This window comes from Curtobacterium sp. NPDC089689, from assembly GCF_044749145.1.
GTDB lineage: Bacteria > Actinomycetota > Actinomycetes > Actinomycetales > Microbacteriaceae > Curtobacterium.
The window spans coordinates 250,482-273,684 of record NZ_JBIVHJ010000003.1; the positions used below are offsets into that span (position 1 = coordinate 250,482).

20 protein-coding genes are annotated in these 23,203 nt (G+C 69.6%); 10 read left to right on the forward strand and 10 right to left on the reverse strand.

Features of this window, described 5'->3' with window-relative positions:
* Positions 1 to 56: 56 nt before the first annotated feature.
* The 4 genes from secD to ACIPYW_RS12855 all read left to right on the forward strand — a co-directional run bounded on the left by secD (position 57) and on the right by ACIPYW_RS12855 (position 5,559).
* Positions 57 to 1,811 (forward strand): protein translocase subunit SecD, encoded by a 1,755-nt coding sequence (gene secD / locus ACIPYW_RS12840; RefSeq protein WP_400414118.1) that lies wholly within the window; start codon positions 57 to 59, stop codon positions 1,809 to 1,811.
* Positions 1,811 to 2,812 (forward strand): protein translocase subunit SecF, encoded by a 1,002-nt coding sequence (gene secF / locus ACIPYW_RS12845; protein ID WP_400414121.1) that lies wholly within the window; start codon positions 1,811 to 1,813, stop codon positions 2,810 to 2,812. The genes secD and secF overlap by 1 nt, the downstream gene beginning before the upstream one ends.
* On the forward strand, positions 2,812 to 3,159 hold the full coding sequence (locus ACIPYW_RS12850) for a rhodanese-like domain-containing protein (RefSeq protein WP_400414124.1): 348 nt from the start codon (positions 2,812 to 2,814) through the stop codon (positions 3,157 to 3,159). The genes secF and ACIPYW_RS12850 overlap by 1 nt, the downstream gene beginning before the upstream one ends.
* Positions 3,160 to 3,231: 72 nt before the next feature.
* Positions 3,232 to 5,559: a bifunctional (p)ppGpp synthetase/guanosine-3',5'-bis(diphosphate) 3'-pyrophosphohydrolase gene (locus ACIPYW_RS12855; protein ID WP_290131745.1), complete on the forward strand. Its 2,328-nt coding sequence runs from the start codon at positions 3,232 to 3,234 to the stop codon at positions 5,557 to 5,559.
* A gap of 61 nt (positions 5,560 to 5,620) precedes the next feature.
* Here ACIPYW_RS12855 and ACIPYW_RS12860 read toward each other — a convergent pair whose 3' ends face one another.
* From ACIPYW_RS12860 to deoC, 3 genes are all read right to left on the reverse strand, one after another.
* Positions 5,621 to 6,031, reverse strand: a complete 411-nt coding sequence (locus ACIPYW_RS12860) for a type IV toxin-antitoxin system AbiEi family antitoxin (RefSeq protein WP_400414126.1) — start codon at positions 6,029 to 6,031, stop codon at positions 5,621 to 5,623.
* 302 nt (positions 6,032 to 6,333) lie between these two features.
* Positions 6,334 to 7,299, reverse strand: a complete 966-nt coding sequence (locus ACIPYW_RS12865) for an ROK family protein (RefSeq protein WP_400414128.1) — start codon at positions 7,297 to 7,299, stop codon at positions 6,334 to 6,336.
* Between the two features lie 91 nt (positions 7,300 to 7,390).
* Positions 7,391 to 8,134 carry a deoxyribose-phosphate aldolase gene (deoC, locus tag ACIPYW_RS12870; RefSeq protein ID WP_400414130.1) on the reverse strand — a complete coding sequence of 248 codons (744 nt, stop codon included), beginning with the start codon at positions 8,132 to 8,134 and terminating at the stop codon, positions 7,391 to 7,393.
* A gap of 42 nt (positions 8,135 to 8,176) precedes the next feature.
* Here deoC and ACIPYW_RS12875 point away from each other — a divergent pair, with 42 nt between their 5' ends.
* From ACIPYW_RS12875 to ACIPYW_RS12890, 4 genes are all read left to right on the forward strand, one after another.
* Positions 8,177 to 9,709, forward strand: a complete 1,533-nt coding sequence (locus tag ACIPYW_RS12875; protein ID WP_400414133.1) for an SDR family oxidoreductase — start codon at positions 8,177 to 8,179, stop codon at positions 9,707 to 9,709.
* Positions 9,706 to 10,290 carry a GDSL-type esterase/lipase family protein gene (locus ACIPYW_RS12880; protein WP_400414135.1) on the forward strand — a complete coding sequence of 195 codons (585 nt, stop codon included), beginning with the start codon at positions 9,706 to 9,708 and terminating at the stop codon, positions 10,288 to 10,290. The genes ACIPYW_RS12875 and ACIPYW_RS12880 overlap by 4 nt, the downstream gene beginning before the upstream one ends.
* On the forward strand, positions 10,290 to 10,727 hold the full coding sequence (locus tag ACIPYW_RS12885; RefSeq protein WP_400414138.1) for a DUF6804 family protein: 438 nt from the start codon (positions 10,290 to 10,292) through the stop codon (positions 10,725 to 10,727). The genes ACIPYW_RS12880 and ACIPYW_RS12885 overlap by 1 nt, the downstream gene beginning before the upstream one ends.
* A 169-nt stretch (positions 10,728 to 10,896) precedes the next feature.
* Entirely contained in the window at positions 10,897 to 12,450 is a 1,554-nt protein-coding gene (locus tag ACIPYW_RS12890) for a stealth conserved region 3 domain-containing protein (RefSeq protein ID WP_400414140.1), read from the forward strand.
* 220 nt (positions 12,451 to 12,670) lie between these two features.
* Here the strand turns inward: ACIPYW_RS12890 and ACIPYW_RS12895 are convergent, their stop codons facing one another.
* The 5 genes from ACIPYW_RS12895 to ACIPYW_RS12915 all read right to left on the reverse strand — a co-directional run bounded on the left by ACIPYW_RS12895 (position 12,671) and on the right by ACIPYW_RS12915 (position 18,067).
* Positions 12,671 to 13,630 (reverse strand): phosphodiesterase, encoded by a 960-nt coding sequence (locus ACIPYW_RS12895; protein WP_400414143.1) that lies wholly within the window; start codon positions 13,628 to 13,630, stop codon positions 12,671 to 12,673.
* Positions 13,631 to 13,799: 169 nt separating this feature from the next.
* Positions 13,800 to 15,488 (reverse strand): ubiquinol-cytochrome c reductase cytochrome b subunit, encoded by a 1,689-nt coding sequence (locus tag ACIPYW_RS12900; RefSeq protein WP_290131736.1) that lies wholly within the window; start codon positions 15,486 to 15,488, stop codon positions 13,800 to 13,802.
* On the reverse strand, positions 15,488 to 16,564 hold the full coding sequence (locus ACIPYW_RS12905) for a ubiquinol-cytochrome c reductase iron-sulfur subunit (protein ID WP_290131735.1): 1,077 nt from the start codon (positions 16,562 to 16,564) through the stop codon (positions 15,488 to 15,490). The genes ACIPYW_RS12900 and ACIPYW_RS12905 overlap by 1 nt, the downstream gene beginning before the upstream one ends.
* 33 nt (positions 16,565 to 16,597) lie before the next feature.
* A complete protein-coding gene (locus ACIPYW_RS12910) occupies positions 16,598 to 17,407 on the reverse strand; it encodes a cytochrome c (protein ID WP_290131734.1) in 810 nt (269 codons plus the stop codon).
* Positions 17,408 to 17,428: 21 nt separating this feature from the next.
* Positions 17,429 to 18,067, reverse strand: coding sequence for a heme-copper oxidase subunit III (locus ACIPYW_RS12915; RefSeq protein WP_058724425.1), 639 nt, complete (start codon positions 18,065 to 18,067; stop codon positions 17,429 to 17,431).
* A 70-nt stretch (positions 18,068 to 18,137) separates the two neighbouring features.
* On the opposite strand from ACIPYW_RS12915, the gene trpD reads away from it, so the two are divergent.
* On the forward strand, positions 18,138 to 19,193 hold the full coding sequence (gene trpD / locus ACIPYW_RS12920) for an anthranilate phosphoribosyltransferase (protein ID WP_400414146.1): 1,056 nt from the start codon (positions 18,138 to 18,140) through the stop codon (positions 19,191 to 19,193).
* Between the two features lie 191 nt (positions 19,194 to 19,384).
* Here trpD and glpK read toward each other — a convergent pair whose 3' ends face one another.
* Entirely contained in the window at positions 19,385 to 20,896 is a 1,512-nt protein-coding gene (gene glpK, locus ACIPYW_RS12925) for a glycerol kinase GlpK (RefSeq protein WP_400414148.1), read from the reverse strand.
* A 235-nt stretch (positions 20,897 to 21,131) separates the two neighbouring features.
* Complete coding sequence (locus ACIPYW_RS12930; protein WP_290131731.1) at positions 21,132 to 21,857, reverse strand: MIP/aquaporin family protein; 726 nt, start codon at positions 21,855 to 21,857, stop codon at positions 21,132 to 21,134.
* 293 nt (positions 21,858 to 22,150) lie between these two features.
* Between ACIPYW_RS12930 and dhaK the strand changes: the two genes are divergently transcribed.
* Complete coding sequence (gene dhaK, locus ACIPYW_RS12935) at positions 22,151 to 23,152, forward strand: dihydroxyacetone kinase subunit DhaK (RefSeq protein ID WP_400414152.1); 1,002 nt, start codon at positions 22,151 to 22,153, stop codon at positions 23,150 to 23,152.
* The last annotated feature ends 51 nt before the right edge of the window (positions 23,153 to 23,203 follow it).

The following is a 23,203-nucleotide window of genomic DNA, read 5'->3' on the forward strand; positions in this document are numbered from 1 at the left end:
CATCACTCCTGCCGTCGGCTCGCGTCGTCGGTCCTGACAGAAAGACGAGACGACCGGTGGCACGATCGACACCCGTCAAGAAGGCGCTCCGCTCGCTCACCTGGTTGGTGATCCTGATGGCGGTCCTCGCAGGACTCAACACCGCCGCCTCGATCCTCGCCAGCACGACGAAGGACGACACCGACAAGTGGTTCGCGGGCGCCAGCTGGGTCCCGGAGCTCGCGCTCGACCTGCAGGGCGGCACGCAGCTGACCCTCGCGGCCCAGAACACCGAGGGCGGCTCGGTCACGAGCCAGCAGCTCAACCAGGCCGTGAACATCATCCGTCAGCGCATCAACGCGACGGGTGTGTCGGAGTCGCAGATCAACACGCAGGGCACGAACAACATCGTCGTCTCGATCCCCGGCAAGCCCGACCAGGCGACCATCGACCGGATCGAAGCAGCGGCGAAGCTGACCTTCCGTCCGGTGCTGTACACCGAGGCCGCCACGAACACGGCGGTCGGTGGCAGTGACGGCGCCTCGGCCTCGCCGACGCCCTACACGCCGCCGGCCTCGCTGCAGGCCACGCCGAGCACGAAGCCGACGAACGGCAGCGACCTCTCGCAGGTCACGCCGGCGCTCCAGGCGCTCTACACGAACTACGACTGCAATGCACCGGACGACGTCACCGCCGCTCCGGACGACGAACCGCTCGTGACGTGCGACCAGGACGGCGCCGCGAAGTACATCCTCGGTCCGGTCGAGGTCTCGGGCTCCGGCATCAGCAACGCCACCTCGGGTCTCGCCACGGACTCGCAGGGTGCGTCCACCGGTCAGTGGGCCGTCAACCTGACGTTCTCGGGCAAGAGCTCGGACGACTTCCGCGACGTCACCAGCCGGCTCGTGAAGCTGCAGGCGCCGCAGAACCAGTTCGCGATCGTCCTCGACGGCACGGTCATCACCGCTCCGGCGTCGAACGCGGCGATCACCAACGGCAAGGCGCAGATCACCGGCAACTTCACGGCCGACTCTGCGAAGACCCTCGCGGACCAGCTCAAGTACGGCGCGCTGCCGATCAACTTCCAGGTCCAGTCGAACGAGAACATCTCGGCGACGCTCGGGACCGCACAGCTCGTCGGCGGTCTCGTCGCCGGCCTGATCGGCCTCATCCTGGTGATCATCTACTCGGTCATCCAGTACCGGGCGCTCGCGTTCGTGACGGTTCTGTCGCTCGGGGTCGCAGCAGCCCTGACCTACCTCGTCATCGCGATCATGTCCTGGCGCGTCGACTACAGGCTGTCGTTGGCGGGTGTGGCAGGTCTGATCGTGGCGATCGGCATCACCGCGGACTCGTTCATCGTGTACTTCGAGCGCATCCGCGACGAGCTGCGGGACGGCCGCGGTCTCGAGGGTGCCGTCGAGTCCGGATGGCGTCGAGCCCTGCGTACGATCCTCGCGTCGGACTCGATCAACTTCCTCGCCGCCGTGGTCCTGTACATCCTCGCCGTCAGTGACGTGAAGGGCTTCGCGTTCACGCTGCTCCTCACGACCCTGATCGACGTCGTCGTCGTGGTGCTGTTCACGCACCCGATGATGCAGCTCATCGCACGCAGCCGGTTCTTCGGCGAGGGCCACAAGTTCAGCGGGCTCGACCCGAGTGCCCTCGGGGCCGTCTACCGGGGCCGCGCGCAGTTCCGCGCACCGGTCGTGGACGGCAAGCGTCAGCAGCGGAGCGCCGGTGAGGCGCAGCGCCGCCAGACGATCGCCGAGCGGAAGGCCCGCGAAGCCGCGGGCGACAACGGCACGACGCCGGACGGAAAGGACGACTGATGGCCAGCTTCAGCCAGTTCGGCAGCGACCTCTACACGGGCAAGCGCTCCTACGACATCGTCGGACGCCGTCGCACGTGGTACCTCATCGCGATCGTGATGATCGTGCTCTCCCTCGGCATCCCGTGGCTCCGCGGCGGGTACCAGCTCGGGATCGAGTTCACGGGCGGGTCGGAGTTCACCATCTCCGACGTCAAGACCACGAACCAGGCGATCGCGACCGACACCGTCGAGTCGATCGTCCCCGAGGGTGTGCCGCGTGTGTCGCAGCTCGGCCAGCACGGCATCCGCGTGCAGACCGGTCAGCTGACCGACCGGCAGACGACCGAGGTGCAGGACGCGCTCGCGAAGGCGTACGACGTCCCGGACAGCCAGGTCGCGGCGACGTTCATCGGTGCGACCTGGGGTGCGGACGTCCTCGCGCAGGCCATCCGCGGCCTCGTGATCTTCCTCGCCCTCGCGGCCGTGGTCATGGCGCTGTACTTCCGCACGTGGAAGATGTCGTTGGCCGCCATGACGGCGCTGCTGCACGACCTCCTCATCACGGCGGGCGTGTACGGCATCGTCGGCCTCGAGGTCACCCCGGCGGCCGTGATCGGCTTCCTGACGATCCTCGGCTACTCGCTGTACGACACCGTCGTGGTCTTCGACAAGGTGCGTGAGAACACCAGCCAGGAGAGCGTCCGGACGTTCAAGCAGTCGGTGAACCTCGCGGTGAACCAGACCCTCGTGCGCTCGATCAACACCTCCGTGGTCGCCCTGCTGCCGGTCGCGGCGATCCTCTTCATCGGGTCGTACGTCCTGGGCGCCGGCACGCTGCGCGACATCTCGCTCGCGCTGTTCATCGGCATCATCGTCGGCACGTACTCGACGATCTTCATCGCGTCGCCGATGTACGCGCACCTCCGGGAGAACGAGCCGAAGATCAAGCAGGCCGACGCCAAGAAGGAACAGGCCGCGGCGAAGCGGCAGCAGCAGGTCGACGCGACGGCGAACGTCTGATGGCCGTGGACACCACCGACATCGACGTCGCGGAGGCCCGGCGCCGGCTTGCCGAGGGCGCGAAGCTGTTCGACGTCCGCGAGCAGGGGGAGTGGGACGAGGTCCACGCTCCCGAGGCGACGCTCGTCCCGATGTCCGAGCTGGTGTCGCGATGGCAGGAGATCGACGGCGGCGACACGCCCGCGATGGTCATCTGCCACTCCGGCGGTCGTTCGGCGCGTGTGGTCGCTGCCCTCGAACAATCGGGCGTCTCCGCCGTGAACGTGGTCGGCGGGATGACCGCGTGGGAGCAGTCGGGTGCCGAAGTCGTCCGCGGTGCCCAGAGCGAACCGCGTCACGAGCACTGACCGGACGCGCGTAGTCTTGTCGGATCGAGCGCGGAGGCACTCCGCACCGGACGAGGTCTCGGGAGGCGCATCATGACCGACACGCGCGAATCGTCGCCGTCGGACGCCGCGAGCCGCCCGGCCTCGCCCGCCCGTCCGACGAGTCCGATCGGCCCGAACACCACGGGCAACCTCGGCTCGCTCCGCTCCCTGCTCCCGCGCCTGTTCTCCCGTGCGCAGCCGGCCGGAGCGGTCGACACGCTCATCCGCACAGTGCGGTCGCACCACCCGAAGGCCGACGTCACGCTCATCGAACGGGCGTACTCGGTCGCCGAGCAGGCGCACGACGGGCAGAAGCGCAAGTCCGGCGAGCCCTACATCACCCACCCCGTCGCGGTCGCGCAGATCCTCGCCGACCTCGGCATCGGCACGATCACGATCGCCGCGGCGCTCCTGCACGACACCGTCGAGGACACGGACTACCAGCTCGACCAGCTCCGCGCCGACTTCGGTGACGAGATCGCGATGCTGGTCGACGGCGTCACGAAGCTCGACAAGGTCAAGTACGGCGACAGCGCACAGGCCGAGACCGTCCGCAAGATGGTCATCGCGATGTCGAAGGACATCCGGGTGCTCGTGATCAAGCTCGCGGACCGCCTGCACAACGCCCGCACGTGGGGCTTCGTGGAGTCCGCCTCCGCGACGCGCAAGGCCAAGGAGACGCTCGAGATCTACGCGCCCCTGGCGCACCGGCTCGGCATCCAGATGATCAAGCTGGAGCTCGAGGACCTCTCGTTCGCGGTGCTGCACCCGAAGCTCTACGTCGAGATCGACAGCCTCGTGAAGGAACGGCAGCCGAAGCGCGAGCAGTTCGTGCAGAACGTCATCGGCACGCTCAAGAAGGACCTCAAGGCCGCGAAGATCCGCGGTGACGTGATGGGCCGACCGAAGCAGTACTACTCGATCTACCAGAAGATGATCGTGCGTGGGCGCGAGTTCGACGAGATCTACGACCTCGTCGGGATCCGCGTGCTCGTCCCGACCGTGCGGGACTGCTACGCGATGCTCGGCTCCGTGCACGCTCGGTGGACGCCGCTGCCCGGCCGGTTCAAGGACTACATCGCGACGCCGAAGTTCAACCTGTACCAATCGCTGCACACCACCGTCCTCGGGCCCCAGGGGCGCGCGGTCGAGATCCAGATCCGCACGCACGAGATGCACCAGCGCGCCGAGTTCGGTGTCGCTGCCCACTGGAAGTACAAGCAGCGCGTCACCGGCCGCGACGTCGACTCGTCGAGCCAGAACGACCAGGACATGGCGTGGCTCGCCCACATCACCGACTGGCAGGCGGAGACGAGCGATCCCGGCGAGTTCCTCGACTCGCTGCGCTACGAGATCGGCGCGAAGGAGACCTACGTCTTCACGCCGCAGGGCAAGGTCATCGGCCTGCCGTCGGGCGCCACCCCGGTCGATTTCGCGTACGCCGTGCACACCGAGATCGGTCACCGCACGATGGGGGCGAAGGTCAACGGGCGGCTCGTCCCGCTCGAGAGCACCCTGTCGAGCGGTGACGTCGTCGAGATCTTCACGTCGAAGAACCCCGATTCCGGTCCCAGCCAGGACTGGCTGACCTTCGTCCGGAGCCCGCGCGCCCGGAACAAGATCAAGCAGTGGTTCACCAAGGAGCGTCGCGAAGAGGCCATCGAGCAGGGCCGTGACGCCATCGCCCGTGCGATGCGGAAGCAGAACCTGCCGCTGCAGCGCATCCTCAGCCAGGACACCATCGCCGAGGTCGCGTCCTCGATGCGCTACGAGGACGTCTCCGCCCTCTACGCGGCGATCGGGGAGGGGCACGTCTCGACGCAGTCCGTCATCGAGAAGGTGCTGGGCAGCGTCCAGACCGAGACCGAGACGGACGAGCCGGAGCTGGCGTTCCCGCGGCAGATCACGAGCCGCCAGCTCCGCAACAGCGACTCCGGCGTCCTCGTCCGTGGTGCACCGGACATCCTCGTGAAGCTCGCCAAGTGCTGCACCCCGGTGCCCGGCGACCAGATCGTCGGGTTCATCACCCGCGGCCAGGGTGTCTCCGTGCACCAGGCGTCGTGCTCGAACGTGAAGTCCCTCATGAACGAGCCGGACCGCATGATCGAGGTCGAGTGGGCTCCGTCGTCGAAATCAGTGTTCCTCGTGCAGATCCAGATCGAGGCACTCGACCGCTCGGGCCTGCTCAGCGACGTGACCCGGGTGCTGACCGACCACCACGTGAACATCCTCTCGGCGACCGTCTCCACCTCGTCCGACCGACTGGCACTGAGCCGGTTCGTCTTCGAGATGGGCGACACCACCCACCTGGACCGGGTACTCAACGCGGTGCGGCGCATCGACGCCGTCTACGACGTGTACCGCGTCAGCGCCGGCTGACGCTCGCCGTCCACAGGGAGGCGGACCGCGTCGCAGCGAGGCGAGCCCCGGCCGAGCCCGGTCACGCCGGCTCGGAGCCGAACAGCGCGGCGAGACGCCGCTCGGCCTGGCGGACCATCGGCACGACACCGAGCGCACCGAGGGCTCGCCGCAGCTCGTCCGTGCCGACGACGCCAGCCCCGACGAGACCCCGCACGGCGTCCTCGTCGGCGGCGTGCATGCGGCCCGCGGTCGGCCCGGGCGCCCGGAGCAGGTCGATCGCGGTCCGCGGTGGTGTCGTCACCCGGAGCCCCGCGAGGACCCGGACGTCTTCGTGCGGTAGCGCGACCTCGCGCACCCGGACCGTCGCGGGGTCGACCCGGAGCCGCACGTGCGAGGGCACGACGCACTCGTGGGGGAGCGGTGGACGGGACAGTCCGCCCCACACCCAGGCCGCGGTGGTCCGGCAGGGCCCACGCAGCCGCTGCGGCACGCAACGCCGGGTCCTGCGGTTCGGCCGGTGACGCCCAGCACGGACCGACGGGCACGAGCTCCCCGGCGAGCACCGCGGCCCGGAGTTCGGCCTCCGGCCAGTCGTCGGTCGTCAGCAGGCGCGAGCGGGGCACCCCGACATCCTGCCGGACCGACCTGCCCGACCGGGCCGGGCTGTGGACAGGGCCACGGAGCGACCGGAGGGGCGGGGCGGTGACGACCCGTGCCTCCCGGCCGACACGCGTCAGCGCACCGTGGGGACGCATGCCGCACCGCGGCACGGCGCGCGTCAGCGACGGTCGGTCAGCGCAGCACGTCCGCCCGGTGCACGAGCGCAGCGGCGCCGATGAGCGGCCCGTCCTGCGAGAGCCCGGTGGGAACGATCCGCACCTTCGTCACGAACGGGAACTCGACGCGCTCCGCCACGGCCTGCCGCGCGAACTCGAAGAGGTCAGGGGTGACGTGGGAGAAGCCACCGCCGATCGCCACGACCTCGAGGTCGACCAGGCTCGTCGCCGCGGCGATCGCCTGTCCGAGCGCGCGACCGCTGCGCCGCACCGCTCCGACGGCGATCTCGTCGCCGGCCTCGTACGCGGCGGCGAGGTCCTCGCCCGTCGTGCCGGCGAAGCCCTGACGCTGCGCCCAGGCGACGGTCTTCGGACCGGACGCGACGGCCTCCAGGCAGCCCGTGCCGCCGCACGCGCACGGGTCGTCGAACCCGCCGCACTCCACGTGCCCGATGTGGCCCGCGTTGCCGGTCGGGCCGCTGACCGTGCGGCCGTGCAGGATGAGCCCGCCGCCGACGCCCGTGGAGACGATCATGCCCATCACGTGGTCGGACCCCTGCGCTGCGCCGACCCAGTGCTCAGCCAGGGTGATCGCGAGGCCGTCCATGCGGAGTGTCACGGGGACCCCGGCGGGCACGTGCTGCGCGACGCGGTCCCGCAGCGGGTAGCCGCGCCAGACGGGCATGTTCAGCGGGGACACGAGGCCGTGGACCTCGTCGACGGGGCCGGCCGAACCGATGCCGACGCCGACGAGGACCGCGTCCGCGGGCAGGGTCGCGAGCGTGGCGGTGACGACCTCGTCGACCGCGGCCTGCAGCTCGTCGGAGGTCCGGCCGGGGCCGGTCGGACTGCGGTGCCGCGTGGCCGGCAGGACGACGCCCTGGTCGGTGACCAGGGCGGCCTCGACCTTGGTGCCGCCGAGGTCGACGGCGAGTGCGAGGGACTGCCCCGCGAGGTGGGGCTGGGTGGTGCTGTCGGTCATGATCGCTCCGGTGCGACGGCCTGGAGGCTCGGTGCACGTCCGGTCCGCCGGCTGGCGTCCCGCAGGTACTCGGCCCCGGCGGGGGGTGGGGTCAGTAGGACGAGGTGTCGTCGCCGAGCGACGACGCGGCGCCGGTCTCGCTGCGGTGCGCGAGTTCGTCGAGGATGCGCGCCGAGGCGCTCGTGCCGATGCGGTCAGCGCCCGCGTCGACCATCTCGAGCAGGGTGTCGAGGCCACGGACGCCGCCGGAGGCCTTCACGCCGGTGTCGGCGCCGACGGTGTCGCGCATGAGGCGGATGTGCCCGGCGGTCGCGCCCCCGCCGGCGAAGCCGGTCGAGGTCTTCACGAACGCGGCACCGGCGCGTTGTGCGGCGCGCGATGCGGCGACGATCTCGTCGTCGGTGAGGAACGCGGTCTCGAGGATGACCTTCACCACGGTGTCGCCGGCGGCGTCGACGACGGCACGGACGTCCTGCTCGACGCGCTCCCAGTCGCCGGACCTCGCCGCACCGATGTTCTGCACCATGTCGAGCTCGAACGCGCCGTCGGCGAGGGCCTGCAGCGACTCGGCGACCTTGGCGGCGGTGGAGGTGGTGCCGTGCGGGAAGCCGATCACGGTGCCGACGCCGACCCCGGTGCCGGTCAGACGCTCGACGGCGTGCGCGACGTCGCTCGGCCGGACGCACACGCTGAACACGCGGTACGCGGCGGCCTCGTCGAGCTGGGCGTCGACGTCGGAGCGGGTGAGCTCGGGCTTCAGGATCGCGTGGTCGATGAGGGCCCGGACCGCGTCCGCGTCGAGGTGGCCGGGGGTGGGGATGGCTGCGTTGTCCACCCGGCAAGCCTACCCGGAGGCGACGCGCGTACCGTGCCCCGCATGCACGTCCTCGTCACCGGCGCCACCGGGTACATCGGCGGTCGCCTCGTCCCCAGACTCCTCGAAGCCGGTCACACCGTGCGGGTCTTCGTCCGGACGCCCCGGAAGCTGCAGGACGTCCCCTGGCACGACGACGTCGAGATCGTGGAGGGCGACCTCGCGGACGCCCGTGCGGTCCGGTTCGCCGTCGATGGCATCGAGGCGGTCTACTACCTCGCACACGCGATGGGAGCCGACGGCGACTTCGAGCGCGCCGAGACGCAGGCGGCCGGCACGATGGCGCACGAGGCTCGCGTGGCCGGGGTCCGGCGCTTCGTCTACCTCGGCGGCCTGCACCCCGACGGTGAGCTGTCGAAGCACCTCCGGAGCCGGAAGGAGGTCGGCGACGTCCTGCTCCGTTCGGGCGTCCCGACGATCGCGTACCAGGCGGGCGTCGTGATCGGGTCGGGGAGCACGTCGTTCGAGATGATCCGCCACGTGACCGACGTGCTGCCGTGGATGCCCGCGCCGAAGTGGGTCCGGAACCACATCCAGCCGATCGCGATCCGCGACGTCCTCTACTACCTCGTCAAGGCGCTCGAGATCCCCGCCGAAGTCAACCGCACGTTCGACATCGGCGGCCCGGACGTGCTCCGTTACGGCCAGATGCTCAACGGGTACGCGGTGGAGGCCAAGCTGCCACAGCGCGCGATCGCCTCGCTGCCGGTGCTCACCCCCGGGCTCGCCGCGCACTGGTTCAACATCGTGACGCCGATCCCACGGAAGCTCGCGCGTCCGATCATCGAGTCGCTCCAGTTCGAGTGCGTGCAACGCGAGCACGACATCGACGAGTACGTCCCGCACCCCTCCGGCGGACTGACCCCCTACCGGCGGGCGGTCCGGCTGGCCCTGACCCGCATGCGCACCGGCGAGGTCGAGACGAGCTGGCGGAACGCGACACTCGCCGCGACCCCGGCCGACCCACTGCCGAGCGACCCGGACTGGGCCGGGCACACCGTGTACGTCGACGACCGGGAGCGGCACACCGACGCGTCGGCCGCCGACGTCTGGCGCGTGGTCGAGTCGATCGGCGGGGAGAACGGCTGGTACTCGTTCCCGCTCGCCTGGGTCGCCCGGGGGTGGATGGACAAGATCGCCGGCGGGGTCGGACTGAGCCGCGGTCGACGTGACCCACAACGGCTCGAGCAGGGCGACGCGCTGGACTGGTGGCGCGTCGAACGGCTCGAGCGCGGGCGCTACCTCCGACTCCGCGCCGAGTTCAAGTCGCCCGGCCGGGCCTGGTTGGAGATGACCGTGACGCCGTCGCCCTCCGGCGGCAGCGACTACCGACAACGTGCGATCTACTTCCCCCAGGGACTGTCCGGACGCCTGTACTGGTACTCGATCCTGCCGTTCCACGGGGTGATCTTCCCCGGCATGGTCGAGCGGATCACCGCCGCAGCCGAGCGGGAGTCGCACAACACCGACTCGACCTCCCGCAACCGCACCCACCAGAATGGCAGTGCTGACACGTCGCACGAGGAGGCAGCATGACCGAGGACCGACCCACCGTCCTGTTCCTGGGGGACAGCATCACCGAGGCAGGGGACTGGGAGAACCGGCTGCCGTCGGAGCGCACGCTGAACCTCGGCGTCGGCGGCGACACCACCGACGGGGTGCTCGCGCGGCTCGACGAAGTGGTGGCCGCCGAGCCCGAGGTCATCGTCCTGCTCATCGGCACGAACGACTTCGGCAACCACCGCGCGAGTGTCGAGCACGTCGTCCGCAACGTCGAGACGATCCTCGTCACCCTGCGCCGCGAGCTGCCCGGTGTCCGGCTGCTCCTCGTGTCGGTGCTGCCCCGGCAGGCCGAGTACCGCGCGAAGATCGAGGAGGCCAACCGGCACCTCCGCCAGTTCGTCGCGACCTGCCACGCGCAGTACCTGGACGCCTGGCCCGCATTGGCGGACGACGACCACCTCGCCGACCGTTACTCCGACGACGGCCTGCACCTCAACGACGAGGGCTACCAGGCGTACCTCGACGAGCTCGAGCCGGCACTCGAGCGCGTCCGGGACCTCCCGCCGATGTCGCGTCCGTTCCGGGCGATCGACCTCGACGGCGCGTCCGCCTGATGGCCTCGCGGAGGGGACGACCCGCGATCGGGTCGTCCCAGCAGGGTGTGCCCGCGAGGCCGACGCCGCGGGCACCGCAGCGCGCCGCCGGGGGAGGCCGCCAGCTGCCGCCCTACACCCGTCCCGCGCTCGCCCCGTCGTTGCTCGCCGCCGTCGTGCTGCTCGCGTGCGTCGCGATCATCGACGCCTCGGCGTTCGTGTTCGCCCGGTGGGGCGTCACGGTCCTCGCCCTGATCATCCTCGTGTTCGCCGTGCGTGGGCGCTCCTGGTGGGCAGCGGCCCTCATGGCCGCGGTCGCGGTGTGCTGGAACCCGCTGGTCGTCGTGCCGATCCCCGGGCAGGTGTGGGCTGCGCTCCAGATCGTCGCCGCGGCGCTCTTCGTCGTGGTCGGGCTCGCCGTGAAGGTGCCGCGCGAGACGGACGCAGCCGGGAGCTGACCCGACCGCACCGCGCGTGCCGTGCGCGACGTGACGGGCGTGCGTCGTGCCTCCCGGCCGGTCGCGACGCCAGCCGGCGTCGGGGGTGACGCGCGAACCCCGTGCCCGCGTGGACGGTAGGATCAGTCAGTCGGGTGCAGGACCCGACCGATCGACCCGAAGGGCATGGATGAGCGACGAGACCGAGCCGGTGACCGAGAGTCCACTGCTGACCCCTCGCCCGTCGTCCGGCGGTCTCGACCGGCCCGACGTCGTCGTGCGGAAGGGTCGTCTGACGCTCGTCAACGGCCACCTGACGCCCCAGCAGTCCATGATCGAGGACCTGCTGTTCCTCGACGACGCCCTCACCGCCGGCGACGTCGACCACCTGCTCATCCGTGGCAACGACCAGCGGCCGGTGATCGCCGTCGACGAGCGCGACCGGCAGCGTGCCGAGAGCGCGGTCATGGCGGCCGCCGCGAACGAACCGTTCTACGCGAAGCCGCCGAAGCGCCCCGCCGTGCTCGTCCTCGACGACGGTCTCGGGGCACCGCACGAACCCGTCCTGCGCCTGTTCCGCCCGCGGGTCGAGCCGATCGGGCGGCTGCGCTACGGCGCCGAGACGAGCGTGCAGCTCGAGTTCTGGCGCGTCACCGACACCGAGGTCCTCGCCCCCGTCGAGAACGCCCTGATGCGTCGCAGCCTGCCGATCGAGGAGTTCGTGCTCGTCGACATCGACCGGTACGGCCGCACGTGGCGCACCGTCGAGCACATGTTCGACGACCACGTGTCGGACATCCGCTTCCCGATCGACATCGTGTTCTCGTGGGTCGACGGCAACGCAGTCGAGTACCAGCGCGCACGGCAGGCCGCGCAGGCGAACGCGGTCCTGGGGGAGGGCGACGACGCTCCCGCCCGGTTCCGGCAGATCGACGAGCTGAAGTACGCACTCCGGTCGGTGCACACGTTCGCGCCGTGGATCCGGCAGATCTACATCGCGACGGACTCGCCGGCGCCGAAGTGGCTCGCCGACCACCCGAAGGTCCGGATCGTCCGCAGCGAGGAGTTCTTCGCCGACCCGTCGGTGCTGCCCACGCACAACTCCCAGGCCGTCGAGTCGCAGCTGCACCACATCCCCGGCATCAGCGAGCACTTCATCTACTCGAACGATGACATGTTCTTCGGGCGCCTCGCGGACCCGTCGGTGTTCTTCAGCCCGGGCTCCGTGACGAAGTTCATCGTCGCGGACACCCGCATCGGCCTCGGCTCGAACAACCCTGCTCGGAGCGGGTTCGAGAACTCCGCCCGGGTCAACCGACGCCTGCTGCAGCAACGGTTCGGCGCGGTGACGACCCGGCACCTCGAGCACGCGCCGACCCCGCTCCGGTCGTCGATCATGACCGAGATGGAGCACGAGTTCGCGGACGAGTTCCGCGCCACTGCGGCGTCGCGGTTCCGTGCGGCGGACAACATCTCCGTGACGAACTCGTTGTACCACTACTACGCGCTGCTCACGGGACGGGCGATCATCCAGGAGAACGCGTCGGTGCGCTACGTCGACACGACGATGCAGTCCGGGTTGAAGATGCTGGACGACCTGCTCAAGAAGCGGAACGTCGACTTCTTCTGCCTCAACGACGGCAGCTTCCCGGAGGTCAGTGACGAGGAGCGGACCGAGCGCGTCACGGACTTCCTCGAGAAGTACTTCCCGTTCCCGGCGCCGTGGGAGCGCGCCGGCGCTTAGGACGCGCCAGCGTCCTGCCGGTGCGCTCCGGGCGAGCCTGCGAGCCCGGCGCCGAGAGTCGGCCACGTGCGCTCCGGGCGTCGCGCTCCCGGGCGTCGCGCTCCCGGGCGTCGCGCTCCCGGGCGTCGCGCTCCCGGGCCTGCGTCACGAAACGCGCCCGTCCCGACGCCGCACGTGTCGATCGACACGCGGGACGTCGGAACGCGCGCGCCCCGTGGGTCTACGGGTGGACGGGGGAGAGCGGCACCGAGTCGAGCGTGAACACGGGGATGCTCGACGTCACCGGTGCCGGCTCGACGGCAGGAGCGATGCGGACACCCGCGGCGGCGAGTCGGGCCTCCGTCTCGACCGCGGACACCGGCTCGCCGACGGTCGAGTAGTGCCCGATCGGCACGACCGAGTGCACGACGTTCCGGCCGTACACGTGGACGAGGTTGAACGACTGCGCGCCGTCGCGACCCCGGGTACCGGCCTGGTACTCCATGAGGTCCTGCGTGTAGCAGGTCGCGCTCGCCACCGAGACGGGGATCCCCGCGAAGACCGCGCTGGTGGAGTAGTGCAGGTGCCCGGCGATGATGCCGATCACGTCGCTGCCCTCGACGACCTCGGCGAGTGACGCCTGGTCGCGGAGTTCCACGAGCACGGCGAGGTCTTGGACGCTCGGGACGGGCGGGTGGTGCATGGCGAGGATGGTGCCGTGCGGTGCGGCCTCGGACAGGACCTCGGCGAGCCAGTCGAGCTGTTCGGGGGAGACCTCGCCGTGGTGGTGCCCGGGCACGCTCGTGTCGAGGGTGATGACGCGGAGGCCGTTGACGTCGTAGACGAAGTCCACGGGACGGTCGGTCGGCTGGATGCCGAAGAGTTCCTGGCGGAAGGCGCCGCGTTCGTCGTGGTTGCCCATCGCCCAGATGACCTGCGCGTCGATGCGGGCGGCGGCGGGCTCGAGGAGTTCGCGCACGCGGGCGTAGGCACCGGGCTCGCCCTTGTCGGCGACGTCGCCGGTCACGACGATCGCCTCGGGCTGAGCACCCGAGGCTTCGATGTCGGCGATGATCTCGGCCAGCCGCGCGGCGGGGTCGACATCCCCGTAGAGCGGGCCGTCGCCGCCGACGAGGTGTGTGTCACTGAGGTGGAGGAGGAAGTGGTTCGGCCTGGGGTGTTCGGCCGTCCGGCTGTCCATCGGTTTCTCGTTCCGTTGACGGGTGCGTGGTGCAACACGCTGCCACACCATTCTGAACCGTCGGTGAACCCGAGACGGTGTTTTCGAATCCAGAGGAACGAACGAGCCCCCCGACCACGAAGTGGACGAGGGGCTCGTTCGTTCTTGCCGAGGAGTGTTCTTGCTCCTGCTAGTGGTTCCCGGCACCGACGGCAGCAGCGGGGTGCTCGCCCTCGGTCAGCTCCGGGCCGTGGTGCGCGGCGTGCGCGGCCTCGAGCTCGGCCTTCGACACCGGGGCGATGCGGTCCTCGAAGAAGAACCGCGACACGCTCGCGCGGGCCTTCTGCAGCCCCGTGATGCGACCCCGGGCGTCCGGGCGGACCATGAGCGGCTTGTACTCGTTGAACTGCAGCAGGCGCCAGCGCTCGTACTCGTCGAGGGGCTCGTGCACCTCGATGTACTCGCCGTGGGGGAGACGGACGATGCGTCCGGACTCGTACCCGTGGAGGACGATCTCGCGGTCCTTCTTCTGGAGGGCGAGGCACACGCGCTTCGTGATCCAGAAGGCGACGAACGGGCCGAGGACCGTCATGGCCTGGATCACGTGGATCACGTGGTCGATCGACACCAGGAAGTGGGTCGCGATGATGTCCGACGACGCAGCGGCCCAGAGGCTCGCGTAGAGCGTGATGCCGGCCGCACCGAGACCCGTGCGGGTCGGGGCGTTGCGCGGACGGTCGAGGATGTGGTGCTCGCGCTTGTCGCCCGTGACCCACGCTTCGACGAACGGGTAGATGAACATCGCCACGATGAGCGCCATGAGCACGGCGATCGGCACGAGGATGTTGAACGACACCGTGTAGCCGAACCAGACGACCTCCCAGTGCGGCGGAACCAGACGGAGTGCACCGTCGGCGAAGCCGATGTACCAGTCGGGCTGGGTACCGGCAGACACCGGGGACGGGTCGTACGGGCCGTAGTTCCAGATCGGGTTGATCGTGAACAGCGACGCGATGAGGGCGAGGATGCCCGCGACGATGAAGAAGAACCCACCGGCCTTCGCGGCGAACGCCGGGAGGATCGGGACGCCCACGACGTTGTCGTTGGTCTTGCCCGGGCCGGCGAACTGCGTGTGCTTGTTGATGACGACGAGCACGAGGTGGACACCGAGCACCGCGACGAGGATCGCGGGGAGCAGCAGGATGTGCAGCGTGTACAGACGACCAACGATGTCGGTGCCGGGGAACTCGCCACCGAACAGCAGGTAGGCGATCCAGACGCCGATCACCGGGACGCCCTCGATCATGCCGACGATGATGCGGAGACCGTTGCCGGAGAGCAGGTCGTCGGGGAGCGAGTAGCCGGTGAAGCCCTCGGCCATGGCGAGCACCCAGAGGACGAAGCCGAAGACCCAGTTGAGCTCACGCGGCTTGCGGAACGCGCCGGTGAAGAAGACGCGGGCCATGTGCAGCATCACCGAGGCGATGAACAGCAGGGCAGCCCAGTGGTGGATCTGTCGGACGAACAGACCACCGCGGATGTCGAACGAGATGTTCAGCGTCGACTGCAGCGCGGTCGACATCTCGACGCCCTTCAGCGGGACGTACGCGCCGTGGTACACGACCTCGGCCATCGATGCCTGGAAGAAGAACGTCAGGAACGTCCCCGAGAGCAGGATGACGACGAAGCTGTACAGCGCGACCTCGCCGAGCATGAAGCTCCAGTGGTCGGGGAAGATCTTGCGACCGACCTCCTTCACCAGGCCCGAGATGCTCGTGCGCTCGTCGATGTAGTTGGCAGCGGCCCCGATGATGCGGGAACCGCGCTCCGGCGCCGGCTTGGTGGCCGACGTCGTCGCGGGACGGGTGGTTGTGCTCATCAGCGCTCACGCTCCCAGAAGGACGGTCCGACGGGCTCGTGGAAGTCGCTCTGCGCCACCAGGTAGCCGTCGTCGTCGATCGCGATCGGAAGTTGGGGGAGGGGACGTGCAGCCGGTCCGAAGATGACCTCGCAGTTGTTCGCGACGTCGAAGGTCGACTGGTGGCACGGGCAGAGCAGGTGGTGCGTCTGCTGTTCGTACAGGGCGACCGGGCACCCGACGTGGGTGCAGATCTTCGAGTACGCGACGATGCCGTCGTAGCCCCAGTTCTCCTGGCCCTTGGCGGGGTTGAGGTCGTTGGGGTCGAGGCGCATGAGGAGGACGGCGGCCTTGGCCTTCTCCTCCAGCATGTCCTCCTTGTCGAGCATGCCGTCCGGGATGACGTGGAACACCGAACCGATGGTCACGTCGGACGCCTTGATCGGGAGACCCGTGGGGTCCTTCGTCAGGCGCGTGCCCTTCGCCCACATGGTGTGGCGGAGGAGTTCGTTGGGGTCGGCCGCGGGCGCGAGGTCACGCACGAGGACGATGCCCGGGAGCGGGAAGGCGGCCAGCGCGCCGATCATCGAGTTGCGGATCAGCTTGCGACGGCTGAACCCGGACTCCTTGTCGGCGAGCTGGAAGGCCTCGACCGCCTTGGCACGGGTCGCGTCGGTACCGCGGGTGCTGTGGCGCATCTCGGTGATCTCGCGGTCGACCACGAGGGACTTCGACCAGTACACGGCACCGAGGCCGAGTGCGAGGAGCGCGAGGGTGATCGACAGACCGAGCCAGAGGTTGGCCAGCCGGACCGTGCTGAAGTCGTCTTCCTTGATCGGGAAGGCGACGTACGCCGCGATCGCGAGGACACTGCCCACGATCGAGAGGTAGAAGAACGTCGCGACCTGGCGCTCGGCCAACCGCTGCTTCTTCGGGTCGACGTCGGTGCGACGCGCGCGGTGCGGCGGCTCGCCCGGGTTCTCGAACGGGTCCGCGGGCACGACCGCGGTGCCGGCCGAGGCGGTGGTGCCGTGTGTCGTGCCGTGCTTCTCGACAGCCGAGGACGAGTTCAGTGCCTCGTCGTCGTGCTCTGCCATGGTGTTCCCTTCAGTGTCGTTCGACACGGACGATCAGTTGGACTTCGCGGTCAGCCAGACCGTCATCGCGACGACGGCGCCGAGTCCGAAGATCCAGATGAACAGACCCTCTGCCACCGGCCCGATGGAGCCGAGCGCGAAACCGCCGGGCGACTTGTTGTCCTGCACGTACTTGAGGTACGAGATGACGTCGGCCTTCTGCTGCGGGGTCAGGTTCAGGTCGTTGAAGACCGGCATGTTCTGCGGGCCGGTGAGCATGGCCTCGTAGATGTGCTTGCCGGAGACGTCCTGCAGGTTCGGGGCGTACTTGCCCTCGGTCAGCGCACCGCCGGCACCGGCCACGTTGTGGCACATGGCGCAGTTGATGCGGAAGAGCTCTGCGCCCTCGGCGGCGTCGCCCTTGCCGTCCGTGAGGTCGCTCGACGGGACGGCGGGTCCGGGTGCGAGGGACGCGACGTACTGCGCGAGCGCGTCGACCTGCTCGTCGGTGAACTGCGCCGGCTTCTCCTCGGCCTGGGGACCGGAGGCGGCCATCGGCATCCGGCCGGTGCCGACCTGGAAGTCGACGGAGGCAGCACCGACACCGATGAGGGACGGACCCTCGCCGGTGCCCTGGGCGTTCAGGCCGTGGCAGGTGGCACAGTTCGAGGCGAAGAGCTTCTCGCCCTCGTTGACCTTCGACTGGGTGGACGCGGCCGAGACGGTGCTCGTGCTGTCGTCGGCGTTCGCCGTGGAGCTGAACAGCGCGTACGCACCGCCGGTCGTCATCAGGCCGACGACGATGAGCGAGACGGTCGCCAGGGGAGACCGGCGGCCCTTCTTGGACTTGGTTCTGTTGAACATGCTGTGGGGGCTATCCAGTTCCTACTTGAGAAGGTAGATGACGGCGAAGAGGCCGATCCAGACGACGTCGACGAAGTGCCAGTAGTACGACACGACGATCGCGGTGGTCGCTTCCTTGTGACCGAAGTTCTTGGCGGCGAACCCGCGACCGAGGGTCAGCAGGAACGCGATGAGGCCACCCGTGACGTGGAGGCCGTGGAAGCCGGTCGTCATGTAGAAGGCCGAGCCGTAGGCGCTGGAGGAGAGCGTGACGCCCTCGTGCCAGAGGTTGGCGTACTCGAAGATCTGACCGCAGACGAAGATCGCGCCCATGCAGTAGGTGACGAAGAACCACTCGGTCATGCCCCAGTGGCGCGGGTTCCAGCTCGTGCGGTGCACCTGGAAGCGCTCGGCGGCGAAGACCGCGAACTGGCAGGCGAAGCTCGACAGCACCAGGATGATCGTGTTCACCGACGCGAACGGCACCTCGAGCTTGGCGGTCTCGGTGGCCCAGAGCTCGGGCGAGGTGCTGCGGAGCGTGAAGTAGATCGCGAACAGGCCGGCGAAGAACATGACCTCGCTGCCCAGCCACACGATCGTCCCCACGGCCACGGCGTTCGGCCTGTTGAGGACCGGTGCGGTGGCAGATCTGGAGAGAGGGGTGCTAGTCACAGACTCCATTATGGCCGAAACCACCGACAGTGTTTTCGCAGCCAACTGGTGGGTCGCTCGAATTCACTACGATCGGAGCATGCACGACCAACTCACGTGGCCCTCGGTGATCAGCGCGCTCATGGCGCGCCAGGACCTGTCGATCAGACAGTCCACATGGGCCATGGAGGAGATCGTCCAGGGACGTGCGACGTCCGCCCAGATCGCGGCATTCGCCGTGGCGCTCCGCGCCAAGGGCGAGACCGTGGACGAGGTGGTCGGCTTCCGTGACGCGATCCTCGACGCCGCTGTCCCGCTGGACGTCGACCCGATGGCGCTCGACATCGTCGGGACCGGTGGGGACGTCGTCGGGACGGTCAACGTCTCCACGATGGCCGCGATCGTGATCGCCGCGGCCGGCGTGCCCGTGGTCAAGCACGGCAACCGCGCGAGCTCCTCGAAGTCGGGGTCCAGCGACGTGCTCGCCGCCCTCGGACTCGACCTCACGATGGACGCCGCGCGTGTTGCGGACACCTTCCAGCGTGTCGGACTCACCTTCGCCTTCGCGAGCGCCTTCCACCCCGGGTTCGCGCACGCCGGTCCGGTCCGCCGCGAGATCGGCGTGCCGACCGTCTTCAACTTCCTCGGGCCGCTCGTCAACCCCGCACGCTGCGAGGCCAACGCGGTGGGCGTGGCGCAGCTCGAACTCGTCCCGATCATCACGGGCGTGTTCCAGACCCGCGGCGCGACGGCGCTCGTGTTCCGCGGCGACGACGGACTCGACGAGCTCACCACCACCGGGCACAGCCACATCTGGGAGGTCACCGGCGGCCGGATCATCGAGCACGACCTCGACCCGCGCGACCTCGGCATCGCCCGCGCCCGGACCGAGGACCTGCTCGGCGGCGACCCGGAGCACAACGCGGCCGTGGTGCACCGTGTCCTCGCGGGGGAGACCGGACCCGTCCGCGACATCGTGCTGCTCAACGCGGCGGCGGGACTCGTGTCCTTCCGGCTCGCGGAGGACCCGGCGCAGGCCGACCGTGCGATCCTCCAGCGCTTCCGCGAGCAACTCGCCGTCGCGGCCGAGGCGATCGACTCGGGCGCCGCGGCCCGCAAGCTCGCCGACTGGGTCGGCGTCGCACCCGCCGCCTGACGGCGACGAACCACGGAACCGACGTGGAACCAGGCGTGGTGCCTGGTTCCACGTCGGGGCCGTGGTGCGAGGGGAGGCGAGAGCGGGTCGGACACCGGCGCTGCGCTCCGCGCCCACCGCAACGGCCTGGAGGCGCGGTGCCGGTCCGTCGGACCCGCACCGCGCCTCCAGGCGGTCACGTCAGCAGCGGACTACTGGACGTCCTCGTCGACCCAGTCGAAGGTCTTCGTGACGGCCTTCTTCCAGAGGCGGAGCTGGCGGTCGCGCTCGGCGTCGTCGAGCTGCGGCTCCCAGCGCTGGTCTTCCTGCCAGTTGGCGCGGAGCTCGTCGAGGTTCGCCCAGAAGCCGACGGCGAGACCGGCGGCGTAGGCCGCACCGAGCGCCGTGGTCTCCGCGACGACCGGTCGGACGACCGGCACGTTGAGGATGTCGGCCTGGAACTGCATGAGCTCGTTGTTCGCGGTCATGCCGCCGTCGACCTTGAGCTCGGTGAGGTCCACGCCGGAGTCGGCGTTCACCGCGTCGAGGACCTCGCGGGTCTGCAGCGCCGTCGCTTCGAGGGCGGCACGGGCGATGTGGCCCTTGTTGACGTAGCGCGTGAGGCCGACGATCGCGCCGCGGGCGTCCGGACGCCAGTACGGCGCGAAGAGGCCGGAGAACGCCGGGACGAAGTAGACGCCGCCGTTGTCCTCGACGGTCTTGGCGAGGGCCTCGACCTCCGGGGCGCTGCCGATGAGTCCGAGGTTGTCGCGGAGCCACTGGATGAGCGATCCGGTGACGGCGATCGAACCCTCGAGGGCGTAGTGGGTCTCCTGGTCGCCGAGCTTGTAGCCGACGGTGGTGAGGAGGCCGTTCTCCGACCGGACGATCTCGGTACCGGTGTTGAAGATGAGGAAGTTGCCGGTGCCGTAGGTGTTCTTCGACTCGCCCTGGTCGAACGCCGCCTGGCCGAACGTTGCGGCCTGCTGGTCGCCGAGGATGCCGGCGATCGGGACCTCGCGGAGGAGGTTCGACGACTCGACGTGACCGTAGACCTCGGAGGAGCTGACGATCTCGGGGAGCATCGACTTCGGCACGCCGAAGTCGGCCAGGATGTCGTCGCGCCACTCGAGCGTCTCGAGGTCCATGAAGAGGGTGCGCGAGGCGTTCGTGACGTCCGTCTTGTGCACGCCGCCGTCGACGCCACCGGTGAGGTTCCAGAGGACCCAGGTGTCGGTCGTGCCGAAGAGCAGGTCGCCCGCCTCGGCCTTCTCGCGGGCGCCGTCGACGTTGTCGAGGATCCACACGATCTTCGTGCCGGCGAAGTAGGTGGCGAGGGGGAGGCCGACGACCGACTTGTAGCGGTCGGTGTCACCGTCGGCGAGCTTGTCGACGATGGCCTGCGTGCGGGTGTCCTGCCAGACGATCGCGTTGTAGACCGGCTTGCCGGTGTTCTTGTCCCAGACCACCGCGGTCTCGCGCTGGTTGGTGATGCCGACGGCAGCGACGTCGTGTCGCGTGATGTCGGCGCGGGAGAGCGCCTGGCCGATGACCTCGCGGGTGTTGTCCCAGATCTCGGCCGGGTCGTGCTCGACCCATCCGGCGCGCGGGAAGATCTGCTCGTGCTCCTTCTGTCCGACGGACACGATGGAACCGGAGTGGTCGAACACGATCGCTCGGGTCGAGGTGGTGCCCTGGTCGATGGCGACGATGTAGTCGGCCATTGGTGCTCCTTACGGGTGTCGGTGTCACGGTCGGCTGCGGTGCCGACCGGGCTTCGGGCGCCGGACCGGCTGCTGTGCCGGTCGGGCGGGGTGCTGGACCGGCTGCTGTGCCGGTCGAGCGGGGTGCCGGACCGGCTGCTGTGCCGGTCGAGCGGGGTGCCGGACCGGCTGCTGTGCCGGTCGAGCGGGGTGCCGCGGTCGACGACGGTGTCGGCGTCGACCGCGGCCGAGGGGTCTAGGAGACGATCGGGAGCAGGAACGTCGATGCGCCGGCAGCGAGAGCGCCACCGATGAGCGGGCCGACGACCGGCACCCACGCGTAGGACCAGTCGGACGAGCCCTTGCCCTTGATCGGGAGGAAGGCGTGCGCGATGCGCGGGCCGAGGTCACGGGCCGGGTTGATGGCGTAGCCGGTCGGGCCACCGAGCGAGACGCCGATCGCGATCACGAGGAAGGCGACGGGGACCGCGCCGAGCTCCTTGGGGGTGCCACCGTTGGTGAACGCGAGGACGACGAACACGAGGACGAACGTGCCGATGATCTCGGTGACGACGTTCCAGGCGTAGCTGCGGATCGCCGGGCCGGTCGAGAAGACGCCGAGCTTGGCGGCCGGGTCCGGCTCCTCGTCGAAGTGCTGCTTGTAGGCGAGCCAGACGATGACCGCACCGATGATGGCGCCGATGAGCTGCGCGAGCCAGTAGAGGAACATCTCGCCGACAGTGATCTTGCCGAGCAGGGCGAGACCGAGGCTCACCGCGGGGTTGAGCTGGCCGCCCGAGCTGTACGACACGGTGACGCCGGCGAAGACCGCGAAGCCCCAACCGATCGTGACCATGAGGAAGCCCGCGCCGAAGCCCTTGGACTTCGTGAGGGACACGGCGGCGACGACACCGCCACCGAGGATGATGAGCATCGCCGTGCCGACGAGCTCGGAGAGGAAATTGACGCCGATGCCGTCCATCGGTGACCTCCAGTGCGTGAGGGTTGGGGGTCCGGTGGTGCGGGTCCGGCACTCCCCGTTGAGTGATTGGGGCGAGCATACTGACGCGGATCGCGGCTCCGCGACGGAATCGCGAGCGATCCGCGAGAAAGTGCACGAACGTGCATCGGGGGTGCGAGATCGCGCGTTCGGAGCGGCTTGCCCGCCGCGATCCTGGTGCACGAACGTGCACGGAGCGCGAACGGGCGGCCGCTGTAGGGTGAACCCGTCACCGTCCAGGTGCGCCCGTCACCGTCGACGAAGGAGTTCCGCGCATGAAGAAGCTCATCAACGACCCGCACGCCGTGGTCGACGAGACCGTCCGCGGGTTCGCCCGTGCGCACGCCGGGCACGTGGTCCTGGTCGAGGACCCGATCCACCTGCACCGAGCCGATGCGCCGGTGTCGGGCAAGGTCGGGATCGTCAGCGGCGGCGGCAGCGGTCACGAACCGCTGCACGCCGGCTTCGTCGGGTACGGCATGCTCGACGCCGCCGTCCCGGGTCCGGTGTTCACGAGCCCGACACCGGACCCGATCGTCGCGGCGACGAAGGCCGTCGACGGGGGAGCAGGGGTGCTCCACATCGTGAAGAACTACACCGGGGACGTCCTCAACTTCGAGACCGCCGCCGAACTCGCGGCGATGGACGACGTCCGCGTCGAGTCGGTCGTGGTCGACGACGACGTCGCCGTGCAGGACTCGCTGTACACCGCCGGCCGTCGGGGCGTCGCGGGCACGGTGGTCGTCGAGAAGTGCGCGGGCGCGGCGGCCGAGCGCGGGGACGACCTCGACGCCGTCGCCGCGGTCGCTCGCCACGTGAACGAGGTCACCCGGTCGATGGGCCTCGCGCTCTCGTCGGGCACGGTGCCACACGCCGGCGAGCCCTCCTTCACCCTGGCCGACGACGAGGTCGAACTCGGCATCGGCATCCACGGCGAGCCCGGGCGGGAGCGGATCGCGATGGCCCCGGTAGACGAGCTCGTCGACCGTGTCCTCGAACCGATCCTCACCGACCTCGAGGCTCCTTCGGGGGCGAAGCTGCTCCTCCTCGTGAACGGCATGGGCGGCACGCCGCAGTCGGAGCTCTACATCGCCTACCGACGCGCCGAGGAGGTCCTCTCCGACCGCGGCTACGAGGTCACGCGTAGTTTGGTCGGCAACTACGTCACGTCCCTCGAGATGCAGGGCTTCTCGTTGACCGTCACCGTGCTCGACGACGAACTCACCGCGCTCTGGGACGCCCCGGTGGAGACCCCGGCCCTGCGCTGGGGTCGCTGACCCACCGGACCACGATCCCGGCCCGGACCACGGGCCGGCCGCAGAAGGGAC